The organism is Actinopolymorpha rutila (assembly GCF_013407855.1).
In the GTDB taxonomy this organism is placed as follows: domain Bacteria; phylum Actinomycetota; class Actinomycetes; order Propionibacteriales; family Actinopolymorphaceae; genus Actinopolymorpha; species Actinopolymorpha rutila.
Map to the genome: position 1 here is coordinate 2,804,412 of NZ_JACBZH010000001.1, position 22,564 is coordinate 2,826,975.

Below are 22,564 nucleotides of genomic sequence, written 5' to 3' on the forward strand. Positions count from 1 at the left end.
CTGAGGGCGCGTTCCGAGGTACGTCCGAGCGGCGGGCGGATCGGTCGTAGGGCCACGAACCGGCCCGAAAGCGATGGCGCGTACTTCGCGATCGGTGCATGCGCGTTCCCCCGAACCGGAACACTGGTGGCCATGGAGTGTCGGAGCAGGCGGCTGCTCATCCGGGACTTCGTCGAGACCGACCGGGGTGCTGTCCGGCTGTGGCGAAAGGACCCCGAGGTCACGCGGTACCTCGACAAGCAGGCCGGTACCAGCCCGGACGCGTGGTTCGACGCGGTGCTGCGGTACAACGCGCAGGCGCCGCGTACGTCCCACGACGCGGCGATCGTGCTGCGGTCGACCGGCGTGGTGATCGGCTGGATCGGAGTCGCCCGGTCGTTCGACCCGAGCACCGGTGAGCTGACCGTCGGGTACGCGCTGGACCGGTCGGCGTGGGGCCACGACTACATGACCGAGGCCCTCGTCGCCGTGCTCTCCTACGGCTTCGGCAAGTTGGGCGTCCGCAGCATCTCGGCCCAGTGCTACACCGCCAACGGGGCGTCCGCGCGGGTGATGGAGAAGGCGGGGATGCAGCTCGCCGGTCCGGCGCTGTCGGCCGACCCGGGCCTTGGCCACAGCGTGCGTTACGTCGCCGAACGCGACACCTGGCGGCGGCCCGGCCGGCGCCGGTTCGGCCTGGCGGTCGCCATCGCGCTGGTCGCCCTCGTCGGTTTCCCGCTCGGAGCGGATCCGGTGCTGCGTGCCCTCAACCCGCCGGAGCCGCCCACCGACGCCCGGTTGGTGCGGTGGGTCCCACGCGGAGACCTGGCCGACAACCGGGACTTCATCGCCGAGGCCACCCGGGTGTGGCGGGATTCGACGGGGCAGACGATGCCGGGCGCCCTGAGCAAGGTCTACGCCGTGTGGGCCGGCCGGATCGGCGCGGGCCGGGTGGCGCTGCTGCAGGGAGTCGGTCAGGACGGTCACGCGTACGTCGCCCAGATCGCCGACCGCGGCCGGCCGCCGGCGCTGCGCCTCGACCGTCAGGAACAGCTGGGCGTCCCACCACCGAAGGCGCTGGTGATCAACTATTCCGGCGACCTCACCGGGTCCAACGGCTCCGGCCGTTCAGGCCGTTCAGGCGGTTCCGGCGGTGAAGCGGCGGTCCTGCGGCTGGTCCTGGCACCGGCCGACTTCACCTCGGGCGCCCCGGCCAGCGACGCCGGGACCGCGGGGGCCGCCGGAGCCGTGCCGACCTCCCGGCTGCAGATGTGGCGCCGGGTGGGGGACAAGCCGCTCGGCCGGGACTCGGAGTGGGCCGAGCTCCCACCGGCCGGAGACGGCCTGAGTGCCTCCTGGCGCCACGACGACCGCCGCTCGCCATACGGCAGCGTCGTGGTCTTCGCCCGTCCGCTGACCGACGGCACGCACTCGGTGGACACCATCGCGGCCTCGCCCGAACACCTCGCGGTCCGGCAGCCCCCGGTGCAGTTGGAGAACCCCACCTGGGGAGGCACCCGGCGGCTGGACCTCGCGGCCTACGACGACGGCCGGGCCGTGCTGGCGGAGTCGGCCGCGATGACCGTGGCCCGCGGCCTGGACATCTCGCTGCTGGCCGAGGTGCACGACCAGGCCGGCCGGATGGCGGTGGTCGAACTACGCGGCCGGCAGGGCCACAAGGTTGCCGTGGTCGCCTGGCGGGGGCGTCGCCTGGACTGCGTGGCCACCATGGACGTGCCGCGGCTGTTCCGCCGGCGGGCGGTCGCGCTGGGATGTCTCAACCCGCGCACCGGGCTGCTCGTGGTGGCCGCCGTCCCCGGCCCGGGTGCCAGTCAGGTGGTGCTGCGGGACGCCCGCCGGCGCCTGGTGCTGCCCGTCGAGGGCGAAGCCGGCCGGTTGGTACGCCTGGCTGTCGGAGCCGAACCGCTCCCGCTGTCGTGCACCGTCGTCAGCCCCAGCGGCGGACGCGAACGCGAGCCGGTGGACGTCATCCCCACGCTGACACCAAGGCGGTGAACAGCGGCGCCAGCACCAGGGCGGGAAGCAGGTCACCCACCGGCAACTGCTTGATCCGCAGCAGCCGCAGCGCGACCCCGACCAGCAACAGCCCGCCGGTGGCGGTGAGCGCCGAGACCTGCCCGGCGGAAAGGAACGTCCCGGCCAGTGCGCCGACGACCGTGAGCCCACCCTGGACCACCAGGACGGTGAGAGCTGCCGCCGCCACGCCCCAGCCGAAGGACGCCGCGAACGCCACCGAGGTGATCCCGTCCAGCGTCGCCTTGAGCGCCAACTGCTCCGAGCCGCGCCCGAGACCGTCGGAGATCGAGCCGAGGACGGTGAGCGGGCCCACGCAGAACAGCAACGACGCGGCCACGAACCCCTCGACGAACCGGCGGCGCTCGGGCGAGGCCGCCCGCCCGGCCAGCCGGGACTGCAACCGGTGACCCAGGCCCTCCAGCCGGAGTTCGAGCCGCAGCAACGACCCGATCACCCCGCCGGCGACGAGCGAGGCCAGGACGATCAGCATCGGTGCGTTCGGGCCGACCAGGCCGACCAGGGCCGGGTCGCGGACGGCGTAGGCGGCGAACGCGGCGATCAGCAGGGTGACCAGCCCGATCGCGTCGGTCACCACGTCTCGGGTGCGGCCGGGGAGGCGGTGGCCGAGCAGGACGCCCAGACCGGTGCCGACCAGGATCGTGGCCACGTTGAGCAGGGTGCCGAAGCCGCGGAACACCACCCGGACACTACCGAGCCCACCGGCCCGCCTCCCGCGGCGGCTTCCTGCCCGCTCCGCCCGCTCCGTCCGTTTCGCCCGGCCCGTCGACTTCGCCCGGTCCGGACGGAGCGGAAGGATCTGAGGGATAGCGAGGGATACGGGAAACACACTGGCGCGTCTCGGTACTCTTGGCGTACAGGCGTCGACCCGGCCATCACCGGCGAGCCTCCGGAAGAACGGAGCCACCCGGCTCCTACTAGACCCGGACGGGTCCGGCCCGTGACAGCCGGCCAACGAGCGGGCTCGACCGCGACTCCCCGTCGCGACCGGGCCAAGCGAGGTGGTACCGCGGGCACGCGCCGACCGGTGGCGCGGGTTCGTCCTCGCACGACCCGCACGGCACGAGCGCACAGCTCGAGCTGCGACCCGAGGACGCCTGCGAGATGAGCTACCCCCGACACCGCGACGACGCGAAGGTGCCCGCCTCCCCGTCGTTCCCCGATCTCGAACGCGAGGTGCTCGACCACTGGGAGGCCGACAAGACCTTCCAGGCCAGCGTCGACCAGCGCCCGGCGGGTGAGCGTGGCGACAACGAGTTCGTCTTCTACGACGGGCCGCCGTTCGCCAACGGCCTGCCCCACTACGGCCACCTGCTGACCGGCTTCGTCAAGGACGTCGTTCCCCGCTTCCAGACCATGCGCGGCCGCCGGGTCGAGCGCAGGTTCGGCTGGGACTGCCACGGCCTGCCGGCCGAGGTCGAGGCCGAACGCGAGCTGGGCATCTCCACCAAGCGCGAGATCGTGGAGCTCGGTGTCGAGCGGTTCAACGAGGTCTGCCGCACGTCGGTGCTGCGCTACACCTCCGAGTGGGAGAGCTACGTCAACCGCCAGGCCAGGTGGGTCGACTTCGGCAACGACTACAAGACGCTCGACCTGTCCTACATGGAAAGCGTCATGTGGGCGTTCAAGACGCTCCACGACAAGGGGCTCGTCTACCAGGGCTTCCGCGTGCTGGCGTACTGCTGGCGGTGCGAGACGCCGCTGTCCAACACCGAGACCCGGATGGACGACGTCTACCGCGACCGGACCGACCCGGCGAGCACGGTGTGGTTCCAGCTGGAGACCGGTGAGCGGATCCTCGCCTGGACGACGATGCCGTGGACGCTGGTGCCCAACGTCGCGCTGGTTGTCGGACCCGACATCGACTACGCCGTCCTCGAGCACGAGGGGCACCGCTGGATCCTCGCCGAGGCCCGGCTGGACGCGTACGCCGCGGAGTTCGAGGGCGCCACCCGGGTGGGCACGCTCAAGGGCAGCGAGCTCGTCGGCCGTAAGTACACCCCGCTGTTCGAGTTCCTGACCGACGCGATGGCGGAGGTGCCCGCGGCGTTCACCGTGCTGGCCGGGGACTTCGTCTCCACCGAGGACGGCACCGGCGTCGTCCAGGTCGCCCCCTCCCACGGTGAGGACGACTTCAACGTGTGTACGGCCGCCGGCATCCCGGTGATCGTCACTGTCGACGACCACACGCGGTTCACGTCCGTCGCGCCGAGGTTCGAGGGGCTGCAGGTCTTCGAGGCCAACCGGCCGCTGCTGCGCGAGCTGCGCGAGCGGGGCGTCCTGGTCCGCCAGGACAGCTACACCCACCCCTACCCGCACTGCTGGCGCTGCGACACACCGCTGGTCTACAAGGCGGTGGACAGCTGGTTCGTGGAGGTCACGCGGTTCCGGGACCGGATGGTCGAGCTCAACCAGCAGATCGAGTGGACGCCGGCGCACGTGCGCGACGGGTCGTTCGGCAAGTGGCTGGCCAACGCCCGCGACTGGTCGATCAGCCGGAACCGCTTCTGGGGTTCGCCGATCCCGGTGTGGAAGTCCGACGACCCCAACTACCCGCGGACGGACGTCTACGGCTCGCTGGACGAGCTGGAGCGCGACTTCGGCGTACGCCCGACCGACCTGCACCGCCCCGGCATCGACCAGCTGACCCGGCCCAACCCCGACGACCCGACCGGGCGCTCGACCATGCGCCGGGTGCCGGAGGTGCTGGACTGCTGGTTCGAGTCCGGGGCGATGCCGTTCTCGCAGGTGCACTACCCGTTCGAGAACACCGAGTGGTTCGAGAACCACTACCCGGGCGACTTCATCGTGGAGTACGTCCCGCAGACGCGCGGGTGGTTCTACCTCCTGCACGTGCTGGCGACCGCGCTGTTCGACCGGCCGGCGTTCCGCAGCTGCGTGGTGCACGGCATCCTGCAGGGCGACGACGGGCGCAAGCTGTCCAAGAGCCTGCGCAACTATCCCGACGTGCGCGCGGTGTTCGACTCCTACGGCGCCGACGCGATGCGGTGGGCGCTGATGTCGTCGCCGGTGCTGCGGGGCGGGGACGCGATCGTGGCCGACACGGCGTTCCGGGAGGCGGTTCGGCAGTCGATCAACCCGCTGTGGAACGCCTACTACTTCTTCACCCTGTACGCCAACGCCGAGAACGCCCAGGCCCGTTGGCGTACCGACTCCACCCACGTGCTCGACCGCTACGTGCTCGCGAAGCTGCACGACACGGTGGTGGAGACGACCGCGGACCTGGACAGCTACGACATCTCCGGCGCGTGCGCGGCGGTCCGGTCGTTCCTCGACGTGCTGACCAACTGGTACGTCCGGCGCTCGCGGGACCGCTTCTGGTCCGGGGACCAGGACGCGTTCGACACCCTCTACACCGTGCTGGAGGTGCTGTGCCGGGTGGCGGCGCCGCTGCTCCCGCTGGTGACCGAGGAGGTGTGGCGCGGCCTCACCGGCGAACGCTCGGTGCACCTGACCGACTGGCCGGACGCCGGCAGCCTGCCGGCCGACCCCGACCTGGTGGCCGCGATGGACGGCGTACGCGCGGTGTGCTCGGCGGCGCTCGCCCTGCGCAAGGCGAAGGGCCTGCGGGTCCGGCTGCCGCTGGCCAGCCTGACCGTGGCCGCGCCGGAGGCCGAGCGGCTGCGCCCGTTCGTCGATCTGGTCCGCGACGAGGTCAACGTCAAGGAGGTCCGGCTGGACGGCGACGTGGCCGCGCACTGTCAACGCGTGCTTTCGGTGGTCCCGCGGGCGCTGGGTCCGCGCCTCGGCAAGGACGTGCAGCGGGTCATCCGCGCGGTCAAGGGCGGCGACTGGTCGGTCGGCGACGACGGCGTGGTGGCCGGAGGTGTGACGTTGGCCGAGGGGGAGTACGAGCTGCGGCTCGTCCCGGCGCGGCCGGAGTCCTCGGCCGCGCTGCCCGGCGACGTCGGTGTGGTCGACCTGGACACCGAGGTGACACCGGAGCTGACCGCGGAGGGCGTCGCGCGGGACGTGATCCGGGCGGTGCAGCAGGCCCGGCGCGACGCCGGCCTGGACGTGTCCGACCGGATCGCGCTGACGGTCACGTCCCCGGACGAGGAGGTACGCCGGGCGGTCGACACCCACCGCGAGCTGGTGGCGGGGGAGACGCTCGCCCGGCAGCTCGAGGTCGGGGCCACAGCCGACGGCGAGCCGGGACCCGCGGTCGAGGTCGGCGAGGGCTGGACCGTCCAGGTGTCCGTACGCCGGGAGGCCTGAGCTCCGGGCACCTCGGTCCGCGACGTCTCGGCCGGGGTTTCGGCCGAGAGTCAGGCGTCACGGAGGTGACAGGTGAGGCGGGCGGTGCACACGCGCCGCCCATCCTCGTCGCTGATCACCACCTCGTACGTCGCGGTGGTCCGGCCGCGGTGCAGCGGGGTGGCCACCCCGGTGACCGATCCGCCGCGCACCCCGCGGTGGTGGGTGGCGTTCAGGTCGACGCCCACCGCGATCCGGCCCGGTCCGGCCCACAGCACCGCGGCGATCGAGGCCAGGCTCTCCGCGAGCACGCAGGACGCGCCCCCGTGCAACAGGCCGAACGGCTGGGTGTTGCCCTCCACCGGCATCGTCCCCACGCACCGGTCGGGGTCGGCCTCGGTGATCGTGATCCCGAGGCGTTCGTGAATGGGCGCGTCCGGCAACTGCGACATACGACCAGTTGACCAGACGACCGGTCGGCCCGGGCTGTCGGTGGGGACTACTAGAGTCGCCTGCGTGGCAGACGCACCCCGCACCGACCGACCACGGCTCCTGCTCCTCGACGGCCACTCGCTGGCCTACCGGGCGTGGTTCGCCCTGCCGGCGGAAAACTTCTCCACCGCGACGGGCCAGACCACCAACGCGGTCTACGGCTTCACCTCGATGTTGATCAACATGCTGCGCGACGAGCAGCCGACCCACATCGTGGTCGCGTTCGACGTCGGGCGGCAGACGTTCCGCAGCGAGGCCTACGCGGAGTACAAAGCCGGCCGGCAGAAGACGCCTGACGAGTTCCGCAGCCAGCTGCCGTTGATCAAGGAGGTGCTCGGCGCCCTCAACATCCCGTTCGCGGAGGCGGAGGGCTACGAGGCCGACGACGTGATCGCGACGCTCGCCACGGCGGCGGTCGCGCAGGGCCACGAGGTGCTCGTCGTGTCCGGCGACCGCGACTCCTTCTCTCTCGTCAGCGACGACCTGACGGTGATCTACCCGACGCGCGGGGTGTCGGAGGTCGCCAGGATCACGCCGGCGGAGGTGGAGCGCCGCTACGCCATTCCGCCCGCGCGCTACAGCGACCTCGCCGCCCTGGTCGGCGAGACCAGCGACAACCTTCCCGGCGTTCCCGGCGTGGGGCCGAAGACCGCGGCGAAGTGGCTCAACCAGTACGGCTCGCTCGACGACCTCGTGGCCCACGTCGACGAGGTGAAGGGCAAGGCCGGTGAGTCGCTGCGGGCGCACCTCGGGCAGGTGCTGCAGAACCGCCAGCTCAACGAACTCGTACGCGACGTGTCCCTCCCGGTGCAGCCCGGCGACCTCGTCCTGCGGCCGTGGGACCGCGACGCCGTGCACCGGGTGTTCGACGCGCTGGAGTTCCGGGTGCTGCGTGAGCGGCTGTTCGCGACCCTGCACACGGCCGAGCCCGAGGCCGAGGAGGGGTTCGAGGTCACCGGCACCGCCCTGGAGGCGGGGCAGCTCGCCGGCTGGCTGGACAAGCACGCCAAGGGAGAGCCGGGCACGGTGCGCACCGGGCTGCACGTCCAGGGCAGCTGGGGGAGAGGCTCCGGAGACGTCGCCGGGGTGGCGCTGGCCTCCTCCGACGGCACCGCCGTCTGGCTCGACCCGACCCTGATGACTCCTGAGGACGAGCAGGTGCTCGCCGACTGGCTCGCCGACGCCGCGCACGAGAAGGCGCTGCACGACGCGAAGGGCCCGATCCTCGCCCTCGCCGCCCGGGGCTGGACCCTGCGCGGACTCACCAGCGACACCGCGCTCGCCGCCTACCTCGTCCGTCCCGACCAGCGCTCCTACGACCTGTCCGACCTCACCCTGCGCTACCTCCGCCGGGAGCTGCGCACCGAGACGGCCGACGACGGTCAGCTCAGCCTGGACGGTGTGGACGACTCCGGCGGCATCGCCGAGACCGCCATGGTGGCCGCACGCGCGGTCATCGACCTCGCCGCCAAGCTCGACGAGGAGCTGTCCCAGCGAGGCGGCGCCCGGCTGCTCGGTGAGGTCGAGCTGCCCCTGGTGAGCGTGCTCGCCCGGATGGAGCAGGTCGGCATCTGCGTCGACGCGGACCGGCTGTCGGAGCTGGAGGCCCACTTCGCGGGCCAGGTCAAGCAGGCCGCCGACGAGGCCTACCGCGTGATCGACGAGGAGATCAACCTCGGCTCACCCAAGCAGCTGCAGGTGGTGCTGTTCGACAAGCTCGGCATGCCGAAGACCAAGCGCACCAAGACCGGCTACACCACCGACGCCGAGGCGCTGCAGCAGCTGTTCGTGCAGACCGAGCACCCGTTCCTCGCCCACCTGCTGGCCCACCGCGACGCGTCGAGGCTGCGGTCCACGGTCGAGGGCCTGCTCAAGACGATCGCCCACGACGGGCGCATCCACACCACGTTCAACCAGACCATCGCCGCAACCGGCCGGCTGTCGTCCACCGATCCCAACCTGCAGAACATCCCCATCCGCACAGAGGAGGGCCGCCGCATCCGGGAGGCGTTCGTCGTCGGGCCGGGGTTCGAGCGTTTGGTGACCGCCGACTACAGCCAGATCGAGATGCGGATCATGGCCCACCTGTCCGCCGACGCGGGGCTGATCGACGCGTTCAACTCCGGCGAGGACTTCCACGCGGCCACCGCCTCGCGGGTCTTCTCCGTTCCGCCGGCCGAGGTCACCCACGAGATGCGGGCCAAGATCAAGGCGATGAACTACGGCCTCGCCTACGGCCTGTCGGCGTACGGCCTGTCCCAGCAGCTGCGCATCGACACCGCCGAGGCGCGCGGACTGATGGACGAGTACTTCGAGCGCTTCGGCGGGGTGCGCGACTACCTGCGCGGCGTCGTCGACGCGGCCCGCAAGACCGGCTACACCGAGACGATCCTGGGCCGCCGTCGCTACCTTCCCGACCTCACCAGCGACAACCGCCAGCGCCGGGAGATGGCCGAACGCATGGCGCTGAACGCGCCGATCCAGGGATCCGCGGCCGACCTGATCAAGGTCGCGATGCTCGGCGTCGACGAGGCGCTGCGCACCGCCGGGCTCACGTCCCGCGTCCTGCTGCAGGTGCACGACGAGCTCGTGGTGGAGGTGGCGCCGGGGGAGCGGGCCCAGGTCGAGGAACTGCTCCGCGCGCAGATGGGTGGGGCCGCCGACCTGACCGTCCCCCTCGACGTCTCCCTCGGGGAAGGCCGCACCTGGCACGAGGCCGGCCACTGACCGGTCGCTGACCCGGCCTGAGACGGGCTACCCGCACTACGTCGTGCGTTCACAGACGAAGATCGCCGTGCCGGGCAGCAGCCGGCCGCGAAGCGGGCTCCAGCCGCCCCACACGTTGGTGTTGCCCGCCGGCCACTCGGGCTCCACCAGGTCGCTGACCACGAAGCCCGCCGTGGTCAGCGCACGTATCCAGTCGCCGAGCGTGCGATGGTACTCGGCGTACGCCGGCCGTCCGGCCCGGTCGGCCTCGACGTACGGCGTCCGGTCGAAGTAGGACCGGTCGGCCACCAGCCCCGCCGGGCCCGGATCGTCCGGGAACGCCCACCGCAGCGGGTGGCTGACGCTGAACACCCAGCGGCCCCGCTTCCGCAGCACCCGGGCCACCTCCCGCAGCACCCCGTCGAGGTCGGCGACGAACGGCAGCGCGCCGTACGCCGAACACGCCACGTCGAACGCCGCGTCGGCGAACGGCAGCGCCCCGGCGTCCGCGGTGACCACGGGCACCTCCACGCCGGTCTGCTCGTCCAGCCGCCGAGCGTGCTGCGCCTGCCGGAAAGACACGTCGACCCCGACCGGGTGGGCGCCGGCCGTGCGCAGCCAGCGGGCGCACTGGGCGGCACCGCATCCCACCTCGAGCACCCGAAGTCCGCGTACGTCGCCGAGCAGTCCCGCGTCCGCCTCGTCCAGCCCCTCCGGTCCCCACACGAAACCGGTGTCGCGCAGGAAGTCGCCATGCTCGAGCTGGTAGTCGTCGGCGTTGGCGTCCCACCAGCGCCGGTTGGCCGCGCCGGGCACGCCGGGCACCTCGGGGCCGGGCGCACGTCCGCACGGTCCGGTCGCGCCTGAGCGGTCGGCCACGCCGCGCACCTTCCCTTCCTCCGGTCCTTCTCCCGGTCGCCCTTCCGGACGACGCCGGTCGCCGCTCCGGAACAGCACCGGTCGCTGCCCGACGGTCCTGTCGGACCAGCGCACTAGGATCCTCCGCATGTCCACTGAGCCCTCGACCGACACCCCCTCCGTGCCCGAGCGCTTCGCCGAGGCAGCCGGCCTGTGTGAGTTCATCGACGCCGCGCCGTCGCCGTTCCACGCCTGCGCGGAGGTGGCCGCCCGGCTGGAGGCGTCCGGGTTCACCGCGGTGGACGAGGCAGCCCGCTGGCCGCGCGAGCCGGGTCGCTACTACACCGTGCGCGGCGGGTCGCTGGTCGCGTGGAGCACCGAGCAGGCGGCCGGCGCGCACACGCCGTTCCGGGTGGTCGGCGCGCACACCGACAGCCCCAACCTCCGGATCAAGCCGCACCCCGACACGACCCGGGCGGGCTGGCAGGTCCTCGCCGCCGAGCCCTACGGCGGCGCACTGCTCAACTCCTGGCTCGACCGCGACCTCGGCCTGTCCGGCCGGGTCAGCGTCCGCACCTCCGACGGCACCGACGAACGCCTGCTGGTGGTCGACCGCCCGATCCTGCGAGTGCCGCAGCTCGCGATCCACCTCGACCGCGAGATCCGCGAGACCGGAGTGAAGCTCAACCCCCAGCAGCACGTCTTCCCGGTCTGGGGAGTGGGCTCCACACCCGGCGACTTCACCGAGTTCGTCGCCGAGGAGCTGAAGGTCGAGCCCGGTGACGTCCTCGCCTGGGAGCTGATGACCCACGACCTCGCGCCGAGCACCCTGATCGGCCGCGACGGAGACCTGGTGAGCGCACCGCGGCTGGACAACCTCGGCACCACCTACGCCGGAATGCGGGCGCTGCTCGATGCTGTCGACACTCCCGGAGCTGTCCCGCTGGTGCCGGTGCTGGCGTTGTTCGACCACGAGGAGGTGGGCAGCGTCTCCGAACGCGGCGCCGCGTCCACGCTGCTGCCCGCGGTCCTCGAGCGGATCGTGCTCGCCGGCGGCGGCGACCGGGAGGACCTCCTGCGGGCCCTCGCCGGGTCGATCTGCGCGTCCGGTGACATGGCCCACGCGACGCACCCCAACTACCCCGAGCGCCACGAGCCCCACCACCTGATCGCGGTCAACGGCGGGCCGGTGCTCAAGGTCAACGTCAACCTCCGCTACGCCACCGACGCCCGTGGAACCGGTGCGTTCGTGTCGGCGTGCGAGCAGGCCGACGTCCCGCTGCAGCGGTTCGTCAGCCGCGCCGACATGCCGTGCGGGTCCACCGTCGGTCCGATCACGGCCGCCGGTGTCGGCCTCACCACCGTCGACGTCGGCGCGCCGCAGCTCGCGATGCACTCCGCGCGCGAGCTGTGCGGGGCCGCCGACCCGGGAATGTACGTCGACGCCCTGGCGGCGTTCCTCGCCCCCGCGGGCTGAGGGAGCGGCGCCGATGCCACCCACACCCGGCGACGTTCTCGGTGACGACTCCGGCGACGACTTCGGTGCGGGCGCCGGCGACGCGGCGGGACATCCGGTGACCACGGCCGCCAGGCAACTCCTCGGCGCCGAGGCCCGGCCGTTGTCCGGCGGGTACAGCGGCGAGACCTTCCTCGTCGGCGCCCCGGGCGAGGAGGCCGTGCTCCGGCTCTACCTCCGCGAGCCCGGGCGGGCAGGGATCGACGCCGCGCTGCTCGCCCTGGTCCGAGACCTGGTGCCGGTGCCGCGGGTCCTCGACCTGCGCACCCGGGCGACCCCCGACCAGCCCGCCTTCCTGCTCGTGGAACGACTGCCCGGCGAGCCGTTGGACCGCTGGCTCCCGGACGCGTCGCCGCGGCTGCGGAAGGCGGCGGGCGCCGGCGTCGGCAGGGTGCTCGCGCGGTTGTCCGGCATGCCCTTCCCCCGGGCGGGCGAGTTCGTCGACGCCGGCCTGCGGGTCCGGCCCTGGACCGGAGCCGCCGGCGGACTGGAGGAGTGGGTGAACGCCCACCGGGAGTCCGGTGCCCTCGCCGGCTGGAGCTTCGCAGACCTCGCCGGCCTGCGGGAGGTGGCCCGGCAGGGACAGGACCTGCTCGACGAGGTTCGGCGTACCTGCCTGTGCCACTCCGACTTCAACCCCAAGAACCTCCTCGTCGACCCCGAAACCGGGGCTGTGACCGGCCTGGTCGACTGGGAGTACGCCCATGCCGGCAGCCCCTACGCGGACCTGGGCAACCTGCTGCGGTTCGAGACCGACGAGGTGTTCGCCACCGCGGTGGTCGACGCGTTGCGCGCCTACGGCCCGCCGCTGCACCCGGAGTTCCGGCGGATCGCGCAGGCGGTCGATCTGTTCGCCCTGGTCGACCTGGCCGGCAGGACCGAGCAACACGAGGTCACCCGTGCCGCCACCGACCTGCTGCTGCGCTGTGCCCGGGCCAGAAACCTGTCCGGCGGGCGCCCCGACTGGGGCCGGCCCGTGCCCGGCCCGGGCGACGACACCGCGGCCAGTCGGCCCTAGGGTCTGCCCTGCGGATCATGGCCGGTTCGCGTTCGCGCGCCGGTCCAGCCGTGCCGTAGCCTGTGGCGATCGGCCGATAGGCCCCGATAACCGGACAAATCGTCTCTTCGACTCCCGGTGTGCCGCACAGCGGGAACGCTCCGCGAGGTTCCCGCGTTTGGGATGGCCGCTGTCTGCGGGGTTGCGTTGACCCTTGTCGCGGGGCACCCGTATCCTGACATGAGCGTTGTGGGCCTGTGCGACCTCGGACGGAGCAGGCTCGCGCTCGTTCTTGTCGAAATCACCTGGTTCCGGCCCAGGAAAAACGGCCGCGACTTCTCGGCAGTGCGATCAAAGGGTCCACGCGCGCACGTGACGACGACCAACGCCATATCGGAGCCATCAACCAGATGACGAGCAGCATCGAGGCCCCGCTGACCGAATCAGCACCGGCCCAGCAGAAGACGCCGCAGGTCGCGGTGAACGACGTGGGTTCGGAAGAGGCTTTCCTCGCCGCGATCGACGAGACAATCAAGTACTTCAACGACGGTGACATCGTCGAGGGCACCGTCGTGAAAGTCGACCGGGACGAGGTCCTGCTCGACATCGGCTACAAGACCGAAGGCGTGATCCCCGCCCGCGAGCTGTCGATCAAGCACGACGTCGACCCGGGCGAAGTGGTGAAGGTCGGCGACCACGTCGAGGCGCTGGTCCTCCAGAAGGAGGACAAGGAAGGCCGCCTGATCCTGTCCAAGAAGCGGGCTCAGTACGAGCGCGCCTGGGGCACGATCGAGCAGATCAAGGAGGAGGACGGCGTCGTCACCGGCACCGTCATCGAGGTCGTCAAGGGCGGTCTCATCCTCGACATCGGTCTGCGTGGCTTCCTGCCGGCCTCCCTGGTGGAGATGCGGCGCGTCCGCGACCTTCAGCCTTACGTCAGCCGCGAGCTCGAGGCCAAGATCATCGAGCTGGACAAGAACCGCAACAACGTGGTCCTGTCCCGGCGTGCGTGGCTGGAGCAGACGCAGTCCGAGGTCCGGCAGAACTTCCTGCACCAGCTGCAGAAGGGCCAGATCCGCAAGGGCGTCGTCTCCAGCATCGTCAACTTCGGTGCGTTCGTGGACCTCGGTGGTGTCGACGGTCTGGTGCACGTCTCGGAGCTGTCCTGGAAGCACATCGACCACCCGAGCGAGGTCGTCGAGGTGGGCCAGGAGGTCACCGTCGAGGTGCTCGACGTCGATCTCGACCGCGAGCGCGTCTCGCTGTCGCTGAAGTCGACGCAGGAGGACCCGTGGCAGCAGTTCGCCCGGATCCACCAGATCGGCCAGATCGTGCCGGGCAAGGTCACCAAGCTGGTGCCGTTCGGTGCGTTCGTCCGGGTCGACGACGGCATCGAGGGCCTGGTGCACATCTCCGAGCTGGCCGAGCGCCACGTCGAGGTGCCCGAGCAGGTCGTCCAGGTCGGTAACGACGTCATGGTCAAGATCATCGACATCGACCTCGAACGCCGCCGGATCTCGCTGTCGCTCAAGCAGGCCAACGAGGGCGCCGAGGCGATCGGGGATCAGTTCGACCCGACGCTCTACGGCATGGCCGCCGAGTACGACGACCAGGGCAACTACAAGTACCCCGAGGGATTCGACCCGGAGACGGGCGAGTGGCTCGAGGGCTTCGAGAAGCAGCGCGACCAGTGGGAGCGCGAGTACGCCGAGGCGCACAGCCGCTGGGAGGCGCACAAGAAGCAGATCGAGGCCGCGCAGCAGGCCGAGATCGAGGAGGCCGAGGCCCCCGCGGCCGCGGCGCCTTCCTCTTCCTCCTCCTCCTCCGGTCAGTCCTCCTACGCGTCGGCTGAGCCGTCGCGCGAGGCCGAGGGCACGCTGGCCTCGGACGAGGCGCTCGCGGCGCTGCGGGAGAAGCTCACCGGCAACGGCTGAGTCTGGTCCCCGCGTACCGACGCGACGACAACGGCAACGGCCCCGCCATCCGGCGGGGCCGTTGCCGTTTCTCGTCAGGGAGCAAGCCGTCCGGGGTCCGGCTCGCGCAGGCGTACGCCCCTGCGGAGTTTGCCCGCAGGGCGGTCAGTCGTCGCGGCGCAGCCGGCCGAGCGCGTAGGCGAGGTTGACCATGACGATCCCGATCCACGCCACGATCAGGCCGCCGAGCCCGGCCTCGTGAGCGGCGAGTCCGGACACCGGGATCGCCACACCCATGGAGACGATTGCCAGGGCCAGTGCGTGACCGTCGTCCCTGCGCGCCGCGGGCGCGGACTTCCTTGCCCGGCTGACCTCCTGGGCCACCCGCGCCTCGATGGCCGCGTCGATGCGTTCGACGAAGGAGTCGACGACGGCCGGCTCGAAGTCGGGACCGAGTTCCTTGCGGGCGTGCAGGGCGGCCTCGGCATCGTCACGAGGAACGCGCGGTTCGGACATGCCACCGTTATACGGCATCGGTCATCAACGAAGCCACGTAAAACCTCGGACGAGATGATCAGGAACGACCCGACCGGACCGACCCGCCACACCGACGTGGCCGGCCACCAGGGCGAGCGTTCGGTGCCGGGCGGCGCCGGGAGGTGGCGAACCATGCCGACCGACGCGAACCGCGCGGGGCCCGACAGTCCACCGCCAGGCCGTACGGCCCGGACGTTCGCGACCCCGGGGCGAGCCGGACGGGCCGGACAAGACGGGCCGCGGTGATGCGAAAATCCCTGGGCGGCAAGCCCGCCTTGGTCCCCGCGTGGAGCGCCTCACCATCCCCCGGACGGGGTTTGGTCGTGCACTGTCCCGATCTCCTTCCGTCGGCAACACTGGAGGGGTGCACGAGCTCGGATGGCAACCGGCGGGCGTGGGCCTGTTCGTCCCTGGGCGGCGGGACGACGCGCTCGTGACCGAGGTACGCCAGGTCGTGACACGCCTGGACGGGCTGCGCGATCCGGTCGTTCGGCGCTGCTCACCGATGACCTCCCTGGCGCTGCTCGACGCCGACCCGATCGAGGTCGTGGTCGACGGGTCGGCCCTGGAGCGCCCCTACACCGACGAGAAGGCGGCCTTCCTCCTGGGTGACCGGCTACGGGAGCTGCTGGTCGCACTGGCGGTGACTCTGCGGCCGTTGTACGCGTCGGTCGTGCTGGAGGCGCCCTTTCTGTCGCCGAAGGACCTGCTGGTCACTCCGGAGCCGGACCTGTTCCTGGACGCGTGGTTCGACCTGACCCGGTTGCATTCCGGCATCGCCCAGGCGTACCACGGTGCCCACGTCGAGCAGGTGAACGGCGGGCTGTACGTCTCCACCCGGGCGCCGTTCAACCCCGACCGGTTCGACGAGCCGCTGGCGACCAGCCTGGAGCGCGCCCGCCGGGCGATGTCGCAGGTCGTCGCGCACGGCTGACCCGCGTCTCGGCTATCGTCCTCGACTGTGCTGCGGGTGGGGTTGACGGGTGGAATCGGGTCCGGCAAGAGCGAGGTCGCGCGGCGGCTCGCCGCCCACGGGGCCGTCGTGATCGACGCCGACCGGCTGGCGCGGGAGGTGGTGGCGCCGGGATCCGACGGGCTGGCCGCTGTGGTCGAGGCGTTCGGCGAGGAGGTGCTCGGACCCGACGGCGCACTCGACCGCCCGGCGCTGGGGCGCCTGGTCTTCGCCGATGTCGGGGCGCGCCGGCGACTGGAGGCGATCATCCACCCGCGGGTACGCGCCCGGGCCGCCGAACTGGAGCGGGCCGCCGTCGCCGCGGACCCGGACGCGGTGGTCGTCCACGACATTCCCCTGCTGGTCGAGACCGGCCAGCAGGGCGGGTTCGACGAGGTGATCGTGGTCGACGTACCCGAGGAGGTGCAGACCGACCGGCTCACCCGGGTGCGGGGGATCAGCGTGGACGACGCGCGGGCGCGGGCCGGCGCCCAGGCGTCCAGGGACGAGCGGCGGGCCGCCGCCACCATGGTCGTGGACAACTCCGGGTCGCTGACCGAGCTCGACGCCCGGGTGGAGGAGTTGTGGCGGCGGCTGAGGTCGGCCGCGTCGGGCGGCGAGGACGAGCGGCGAGGTCAGGGCCCGGCCTGAGGCCCGAGCCGGCCGCCCCATCCGGCCGGGTCCGGGCCAGATCCGGGCCGATCCGTGCAGACCCCGACCGATCCGACCCGGTGCGTCCGGTTCGCGGTCGGCGCGGGAGAGCCTGTCGGTGGTCGGGCGTACGGTGGTCCTCATGCGTCCGGTTACTGACATTGTCCGCAAGGTCGCGCCGTTCAAGGTGGTCTCAGACTTCGCCCCGTCCGGCGACCAGCCGGAGGCCATCGACGACATCGCCCGCCGGATCGAGGCGGGCGAGCGCGACGTGGTGTTGCTGGGTGCCACCGGCACCGGAAAGACCGCGACGGTCGCCTGGGCGGTGGAGAAGCTGCAGCGGCCCACCCTGGTGATCGAGCCCAACAAGACCCTCGCGGCGCAGTTCGCCAACGAGCTGCGGCACTTCTTCCCCGACAACGCGGTCGAATACTTCGTCTCCTACTACGACTACTACCAGCCCGAGGCCTACGTCCCGCAGTCCGACACCTACATCGAGAAGGACTCCTCGATCAACGAGGAGGTCGAGCGGCTGCGGCACTCCGCCACCAACTCGCTGCTGACCCGACGCGACACGATCGTGGTCGCCACTGTGTCCAGCATCTACGGCCTGGGCACCCCGCAGGAATACGTCGACCGGATGGTCCGGATGCGGGTCGGCGAGGAGATCGAGCGTGACCAGGTGCTTCGCAGGCTGGTCGAGATGCAGTACTCCCGCAACGACGCCGCCGGCACCCGCGGCACGTTCCGGGTGCGCGGCGACACCCTCGAGGTGTTCCCGGTCTATGAGGAGATGGCCGTCCGGATCGAGTTCTTCGGCGACGAGATCGAGCGGCTGTCCACGCTGCACCCGGTGACCGGGGAGATCGTCACCGAGGACCAGGAGCTCTACATCTTCCCGGCGTCCCACTACGTCGCCGGTGCGGAGCGGATGGAGCGGGCGATCACCGACATCGAGGCCGAGCTCGCCGAGCGGCTGCCCGAGCTGGCACGCCAGGGCAAGCTGCTGGAGGAGCAGCGGCTGCGCATGCGCACCACGTACGACATCGAGATGATGCGCCAGATCGGCACCTGCTCGGGCATCGAGAACTACTCCCGCCACATCGACGGACGCGCGCCCGGCTCGCCGCCGCACTGCCTGCTCGACTACTTCCCCGAGGACTTCCTGCTGGTCGTCGACGAGTCCCACGTGACGGTGCCGCAGATCGGTGGGATGTACGAGGGCGACATGTCCCGCAAGCGGACGCTGGTCGAGCACGGCTTCCGGCTGCCGTCGGCGATGGACAACCGGCCGCTGCGCTGGGAGGAGTTCCTGGAGCGCATCGGGCAGACGGTCTACCTCTCCGCCACGCCCAGCAACTACGAGCTGAGCAAGGCCGACGGCACCGTCGAGCAGATCATCCGGCCGACCGGTCTGGTCGACCCCGAGGTGGTGGTGAAGAACACCAAGGGCCAGATCGACGACCTCATCCACGAGATCCGGCTGCGGGAGGTCAAGCAGGAGCGGGTCCTCGTCACCACGCTGACCAAGAAGATGGCCGAGGACCTCACCGACTACCTCCTCGAGCAGGGCATCCGGGTGCGTTACCTCCACAGCGAGGTCGACACGCTGCGCCGGGTGGAGCTGCTGCGCGAGCTGCGGATGGGCGAGTACGACGTACTGGTGGGCATCAACCTCCTCCGCGAGGGGCTCGACCTGCCGGAGGTGTCGCTGGTGGCCATCCTGGACGCCGACAAGGAGGGCTTCCTGCGTTCGGGCACCAGCCTGATCCAGACCATCGGCCGCGCCGCCCGTAACGTCTCCGGCCAGGTGATCATGTACGCCGACTCGATCACTCCGTCCATGCAGATGGCGATCGACGAGACCAACCGGCGGCGGGAGAAGCAGGTCGCCTACAACAAGGAGAAGGGGATCGACCCCACTCCGTTGCGCAAGCGGATCGCCGACATCACCGACATGCTCGCTCGCGAGGACGCCGACACCCAGAAGCTTCTGGGTGGTGCGGGGCGTCAGCAGAGCCGCGGGAAGGCACCCGTGCCGGAGCTGTCCAGCCTCGGCGAGGCCGGACGGCACGCGAAGGACCTCGCGGCCCTGCCGGCCTCCGACCTGGCCGACCTGATCCAGGAGCTCAACCAGCAGATGAACACCGCGGCCGAGCAACTCCAGTTCGAGCTGGCCGCCAGGTTGCGCGACGAGATCCATGAGCTGAAGCGCGAGCTGCGTGGCATGCACGAGGCCGGGGTGAAGTAACCCGGGTGAAGTAACAGGGCGAGGTGGACCGGGGCGGCCGAAGGTGAGGCGCCCCGGGTCGCGTGGCCCCGGTGGAGTGGTTCCCGGTGGAGTGATCCCCGTGTGATGGCCCCGGGTGGAGTGGTCGGGGCGGCAGTGCCAGGATCGTCGGGACCCAGAGCCTGTCAGCGGGGAGGACCACACGTGACCACGGCCATCGCCCACCGCGGCGAGCCACGCGGCAACCGGGAGAACACCCTGCCGGCCATCGAGGCAGCGGTCGCCGCGGGGGCCGACATGGTGGAGATCGACCTGCGGCTGACCGCGGACGACCGCCTGGTCGTACTCCACGACCCCACCCTGGAACGCCTGTGGGACGACCGGCGGCCGGTGTCGTCGGTGCCGTTCGCCGACCTCGCCGCCGCCCACCGCGCACCCGGCGGCGCCTGGTCGCTGCCCACCGCTGAGGAGGCGCTCGACCTCGTTGTCCAGCTCGGCACCCAGGTGATGCTGGACGTCACCTCCGTCGCGATCGGGCTGGCCACGCAGGCGCTGGTGCGCGAGCGCGGACTGGACGCCCACGTCCTCTACGCCGGGGACACTGAGGCACTGGCCCAGATCCGCGAACGGCAGCCCGGTGCCGCGATCGCGCTGTCCTGGGGGCGTCCGACACCGCCGGACGACGAGGTGTGGGACCGGGTGCGACCGCAGTACTTCAACCCGGAGTGGGTCCACCTTGACGAGCCCGGCGTGGCCGCCAACCACGCCGCCGGCCGGCTGGTGTCGACCTGGACGGTGGACGACCCCGAGCAGATGGCGCGACTGGCCGACCTCGGGGTGGACGCGATCATCAGCAACCGCATCGCCTCCCTGGTCGACGTGGTTCGCCGGCCCGCGGACGGCCGGCCCTCGACCGGACGGCCCACGGATTCGCAGACGGAGGCCCGACGATGACGACGTACGCAGACGAGCTGTCCACCGCGCTCGAACTCGCCGAGTGGGCCGCCGGCCGGATGCGGGCCCGGCCCACGTCGGTGACCACGAAGGCCAACGCCGCCGACCTGGTGACCGAGACCGACCGGGAGATCGAACGCCGGGTGCGCGCCGTCGTGGCCGAACGCTTCCCGTCGTACGCGCTGGTGGGTGAGGAGTACGGCGGCCGCCCGGCCGCCGACGGCGCTCCCACGTGGTACCTCGACCCGGTGGACGGCACCACCAACTACGCCAGCGGGCTGCCCTGGTGTTCGTTCAGCCTTGCCCTGGCCGACGCCGACGGGCCGGCGCTCGGTGTGGTCGCCGATCCCTTCCGCGGCGAGGTGTTCAGCGCCGTCCGGGGTGGCCCCGCGCTGTGCAACGGTGACCCGATCCGGTGCTCGGACGCCACCGAGCTGGCCGGTGAGGTGGTGGTCACCGAGTGGGCGGCCTACCGGCCCTGGCCCGGGATGACCGACATGCTCGACCGGCTCGCCGGGCAGTTGTGCACCACCAGGATCATGGGTTCCTCGGCGCTTTCGCTGGTGAGCGTTGCCGCGGGCCGGGCGGCCGGAGGTGTGATCGGTGCGTTCAACCCGATCGACCTGCTGGCCGCGGTGTTCGTCGCCGGCCAGGCCGGAGCCGACGTCCGCGGCGAGGACGGGAAGCGGACGCTGTTCCCGGAGTCCGGCGGGATCATGGTGGCCGCGCCCGCGGTAGCCGACCAGGTGTGGGAGGCGTGGATGGGAGACTCCGCCGGCTGACGGAGAGTGGCCGGCCGCGGGGTTCGCGCGTCGCCCCGCGACCGGCTCGAGTCTCACGCGCTTCTCGCCGCCGAGGCCGGCGCCGGGCGTAGGGACGCGGCCGGATACCAGCTCGCCGCGCCACTGGCGTCCAGGGTGGCCCGGCCGTACCACCCGTCGTTCTCGTGCACCCACCAGTCGAGATGCCCGGGCCACCAGCGCCCGTCCACGAGCACCAGCACCGGCTTGGCCGGCACCACCCGGCGGGAACCGCTGTCGGGGCGGGCCTCCCGGGCCACGTGGCCGGCGTTCATCGTGTTCGCCATCTCCGTGGCCGCGGCCTCGTCGAGGTCCTGCCTGCTGTGCCAGCCATTGACGGCCGCGTCCCACACGCCATGCCCCTGGGGGGTTTCTCGCACCGCAAAGCGGTCGGTCATTCGGGGTCCTTCCGTCCGGTCACCTTGGGCAGGGGATCGAACTCATGTTCGAAGAATAGTTCATCGCCGGGTGCTCGCAAGCCGAACCCCGAGCGTTCGAGGCGACCGGATCGGGACGCCCGGCCTGACCGGAACCGGGCCGCCGCGGAGCCGCCGACAGGAAGGCGCCCACGGTCGGACCGCGGCCGGGCGAGGGCCGATCCGGCCGTGCCCATTGCCGTGATCCATTTCTCACGTAGGGTCGAAACCCCCGCTCGCGCGGGTCGGCCCTGGGGCCTACCGGCAGACGATGGGTCGCTTCCAGACATTCCGGCCACTACCATCTCGGCGTCGAGAGATCGGCTTCGTCTCGCTCGCGGATAGTTTCGTGGGCCGGCGGAACGTCTCCGGCCGAAGGAGAGCACGCCAGGCCGTGTACGGGAGGACGCCAGGTGTCGACGACAACGAAGTGAGGAGCCAGCTCGGAAATGGGAATCGCGGCGCAGTCCGGGACCGAGACCGAGATGACCGAGACCACGTTCGCGGACGACTGGGCGAAGTGGCGCCAGCAGCGCCAGGCCGGCGTCAGCGGTCCGTACGCCATGCTCGCCCTCGTCGGCACCCACTGGGTGGACGGTGCGACCAGCGTCCCCGAGGTTCCGGGCGTGTGGAGCGTGGAGTCCGGGGTGGTGACCGTGCGCAGCGAGTCCGCCGCGGGCCTGGTCGTGGACGGAGTGATCGTCGATGGCGTCGCCCGGCCCCGCTCCGACCGTGACCCCGACCCGTCGACGATCTCCCACGGTGACTGGAAGCTCGCCCTGATCGAGCGCGAGGGCCAGTTCGCCGTCCGGGTCTACGACCCGCACGCCCGCACCCGCACGTCGTTCGTCGGCGTCGAGGCGTACGCCCCCGACGAGGCGTGGGCGCTGCCCGCGACGTTCGTGGCCTATCCCGACGACTCGGCCGACCGCGTGGAACGCGTGGCCAACGCCGACGGGCAGGACCGTGGGCTGACGCTGTCGGGTGAGGTGAGGTTCGACCACGACGGGCAGACGTACACCCTGCGGGTGGGCAACCGCAGGGGAGGCGGACTGGAGGCGGTGTTCGGCGACCGGACCAGCGGCCGGGACGGTCACGACTTCCGCTTCGTCCACCTGCCGGCGCCGGACGACGACGGGCGCACTCTGCTCGACTTCAACCGCGCCCACCTGCCGCCGTGCGCGTTCGCCGACCACTACCTGTGCCCGTCACCGCCGGAGGGCAACACGCTGCCGTTCGCGGTGACCGCGGGGGAGCGAGCGGTCCTCTGGCGGGACTGACCCGAGGAGG

The 22,564-nt window shown here is 71.6% G+C and carries 17 protein-coding genes; 12 read left to right on the top strand and 5 right to left on the bottom strand.

All coding sequences use genetic code 11. The features are described from left to right. Positions 1 to 132: 132 nt before the first annotated feature. Positions 133 to 1,995: a GNAT family N-acetyltransferase gene (locus F4554_RS12545; protein WP_179787546.1), complete on the top strand. Its 1,863-nt coding sequence runs from the start codon at positions 133 to 135 to the stop codon at positions 1,993 to 1,995. Here the strand turns inward: F4554_RS12545 and F4554_RS12550 are convergent. Next, a complete protein-coding gene (locus tag F4554_RS12550; RefSeq protein ID WP_179787547.1) occupies positions 1,967 to 2,713 on the bottom strand; it encodes a DUF554 family protein in 747 nt (248 codons plus the stop codon). The two genes, F4554_RS12545 and F4554_RS12550, sit on opposite strands and share 29 nt — an antisense overlap. 425 nt (positions 2,714 to 3,138) lie before the next feature. On the opposite strand from F4554_RS12550, the gene ileS reads away from it, so the two are divergent. After that, complete coding sequence (ileS, locus tag F4554_RS12555) at positions 3,139 to 6,273, top strand: isoleucine--tRNA ligase (RefSeq protein WP_179787548.1); 3,135 nt, start codon at positions 3,139 to 3,141, stop codon at positions 6,271 to 6,273. A 50-nt stretch (positions 6,274 to 6,323) separates the two neighbouring features. Here the strand turns inward: ileS and F4554_RS12560 are convergent, their stop codons facing one another. Continuing rightward, complete coding sequence (locus tag F4554_RS12560; RefSeq protein ID WP_179787549.1) at positions 6,324 to 6,704, bottom strand: PaaI family thioesterase; 381 nt, start codon at positions 6,702 to 6,704, stop codon at positions 6,324 to 6,326. 64 nt (positions 6,705 to 6,768) lie between these two features. On the opposite strand from F4554_RS12560, the gene polA reads away from it, so the two are divergent. Further along, positions 6,769 to 9,471 carry a DNA polymerase I gene (polA, locus tag F4554_RS12565; protein WP_420360722.1) on the top strand — a complete coding sequence of 901 codons (2,703 nt, stop codon included), beginning with the start codon at positions 6,769 to 6,771 and terminating at the stop codon, positions 9,469 to 9,471. Between the two features lie 36 nt (positions 9,472 to 9,507). Here polA and F4554_RS12570 read toward each other — a convergent pair whose 3' ends face one another. Next, positions 9,508 to 10,329: a class I SAM-dependent methyltransferase gene (locus F4554_RS12570; protein WP_337796004.1), complete on the bottom strand. Its 822-nt coding sequence runs from the start codon at positions 10,327 to 10,329 to the stop codon at positions 9,508 to 9,510. Between the two features lie 127 nt (positions 10,330 to 10,456). On the opposite strand from F4554_RS12570, the gene F4554_RS12575 reads away from it, so the two are divergent. The 3 genes from F4554_RS12575 (at position 10,457) to rpsA (ending at position 14,755) form a co-directional block, all read left to right on the top strand. Next, positions 10,457 to 11,785, top strand: a complete 1,329-nt coding sequence (locus tag F4554_RS12575; protein WP_179787552.1) for a M18 family aminopeptidase — start codon at positions 10,457 to 10,459, stop codon at positions 11,783 to 11,785. 13 nt (positions 11,786 to 11,798) lie between these two features. Next, positions 11,799 to 12,842: a phosphotransferase family protein gene (locus F4554_RS12580; protein WP_179787553.1), complete on the top strand. Its 1,044-nt coding sequence runs from the start codon at positions 11,799 to 11,801 to the stop codon at positions 12,840 to 12,842. Positions 12,843 to 13,231: 389 nt separating this feature from the next. Next, positions 13,232 to 14,755, top strand: coding sequence for a 30S ribosomal protein S1 (gene rpsA / locus F4554_RS12585; RefSeq protein ID WP_179787554.1), 1,524 nt, complete (start codon positions 13,232 to 13,234; stop codon positions 14,753 to 14,755). A gap of 144 nt (positions 14,756 to 14,899) precedes the next feature. Here rpsA and F4554_RS12590 read toward each other — a convergent pair whose 3' ends face one another. Then, the gene (locus F4554_RS12590; protein WP_179787555.1) at positions 14,900 to 15,250 is read right to left on the bottom strand and encodes a hypothetical protein; all 351 of its coding nucleotides are present in this window, start codon (positions 15,248 to 15,250) and stop codon (positions 14,900 to 14,902) included. Positions 15,251 to 15,635: 385 nt separating this feature from the next. Here F4554_RS12590 and F4554_RS12595 point away from each other — a divergent pair, with 385 nt between their 5' ends. The 5 genes from F4554_RS12595 to F4554_RS12615 all read left to right on the top strand — a co-directional run bounded on the left by F4554_RS12595 (position 15,636) and on the right by F4554_RS12615 (position 20,840). Next, complete coding sequence (locus F4554_RS12595; protein WP_179787556.1) at positions 15,636 to 16,205, top strand: hypothetical protein; 570 nt, start codon at positions 15,636 to 15,638, stop codon at positions 16,203 to 16,205. A 30-nt stretch (positions 16,206 to 16,235) separates the two neighbouring features. Beyond that, a complete protein-coding gene (coaE, locus tag F4554_RS12600; protein ID WP_202889894.1) occupies positions 16,236 to 16,874 on the top strand; it encodes a dephospho-CoA kinase in 639 nt (212 codons plus the stop codon). 142 nt (positions 16,875 to 17,016) lie between these two features. Then, positions 17,017 to 19,125, top strand: coding sequence for an excinuclease ABC subunit UvrB (uvrB, locus tag F4554_RS12605; protein WP_179787558.1), 2,109 nt, complete (start codon positions 17,017 to 17,019; stop codon positions 19,123 to 19,125). Between the two features lie 183 nt (positions 19,126 to 19,308). After that, on the top strand, positions 19,309 to 20,058 hold the full coding sequence (locus F4554_RS12610) for a glycerophosphodiester phosphodiesterase family protein (protein WP_179787559.1): 750 nt from the start codon (positions 19,309 to 19,311) through the stop codon (positions 20,056 to 20,058). Next, a complete protein-coding gene (locus F4554_RS12615; RefSeq protein WP_179787560.1) occupies positions 20,055 to 20,840 on the top strand; it encodes an inositol monophosphatase family protein in 786 nt (261 codons plus the stop codon). Before F4554_RS12610 ends, F4554_RS12615 begins: the two co-directional genes overlap by 4 nt. A 53-nt stretch (positions 20,841 to 20,893) precedes the next feature. Here F4554_RS12615 and F4554_RS12620 read toward each other — a convergent pair whose 3' ends face one another. Beyond that, complete coding sequence (locus tag F4554_RS12620) at positions 20,894 to 21,256, bottom strand: hypothetical protein (RefSeq protein ID WP_179787561.1); 363 nt, start codon at positions 21,254 to 21,256, stop codon at positions 20,894 to 20,896. A 467-nt stretch (positions 21,257 to 21,723) separates the two neighbouring features. Here F4554_RS12620 and F4554_RS12625 point away from each other — a divergent pair, with 467 nt between their 5' ends. Further along, positions 21,724 to 22,554 (top strand): DUF1684 domain-containing protein, encoded by an 831-nt coding sequence (locus tag F4554_RS12625; protein WP_179787562.1) that lies wholly within the window; start codon positions 21,724 to 21,726, stop codon positions 22,552 to 22,554. Positions 22,555 to 22,564: the final 10 nt, after the last annotated feature.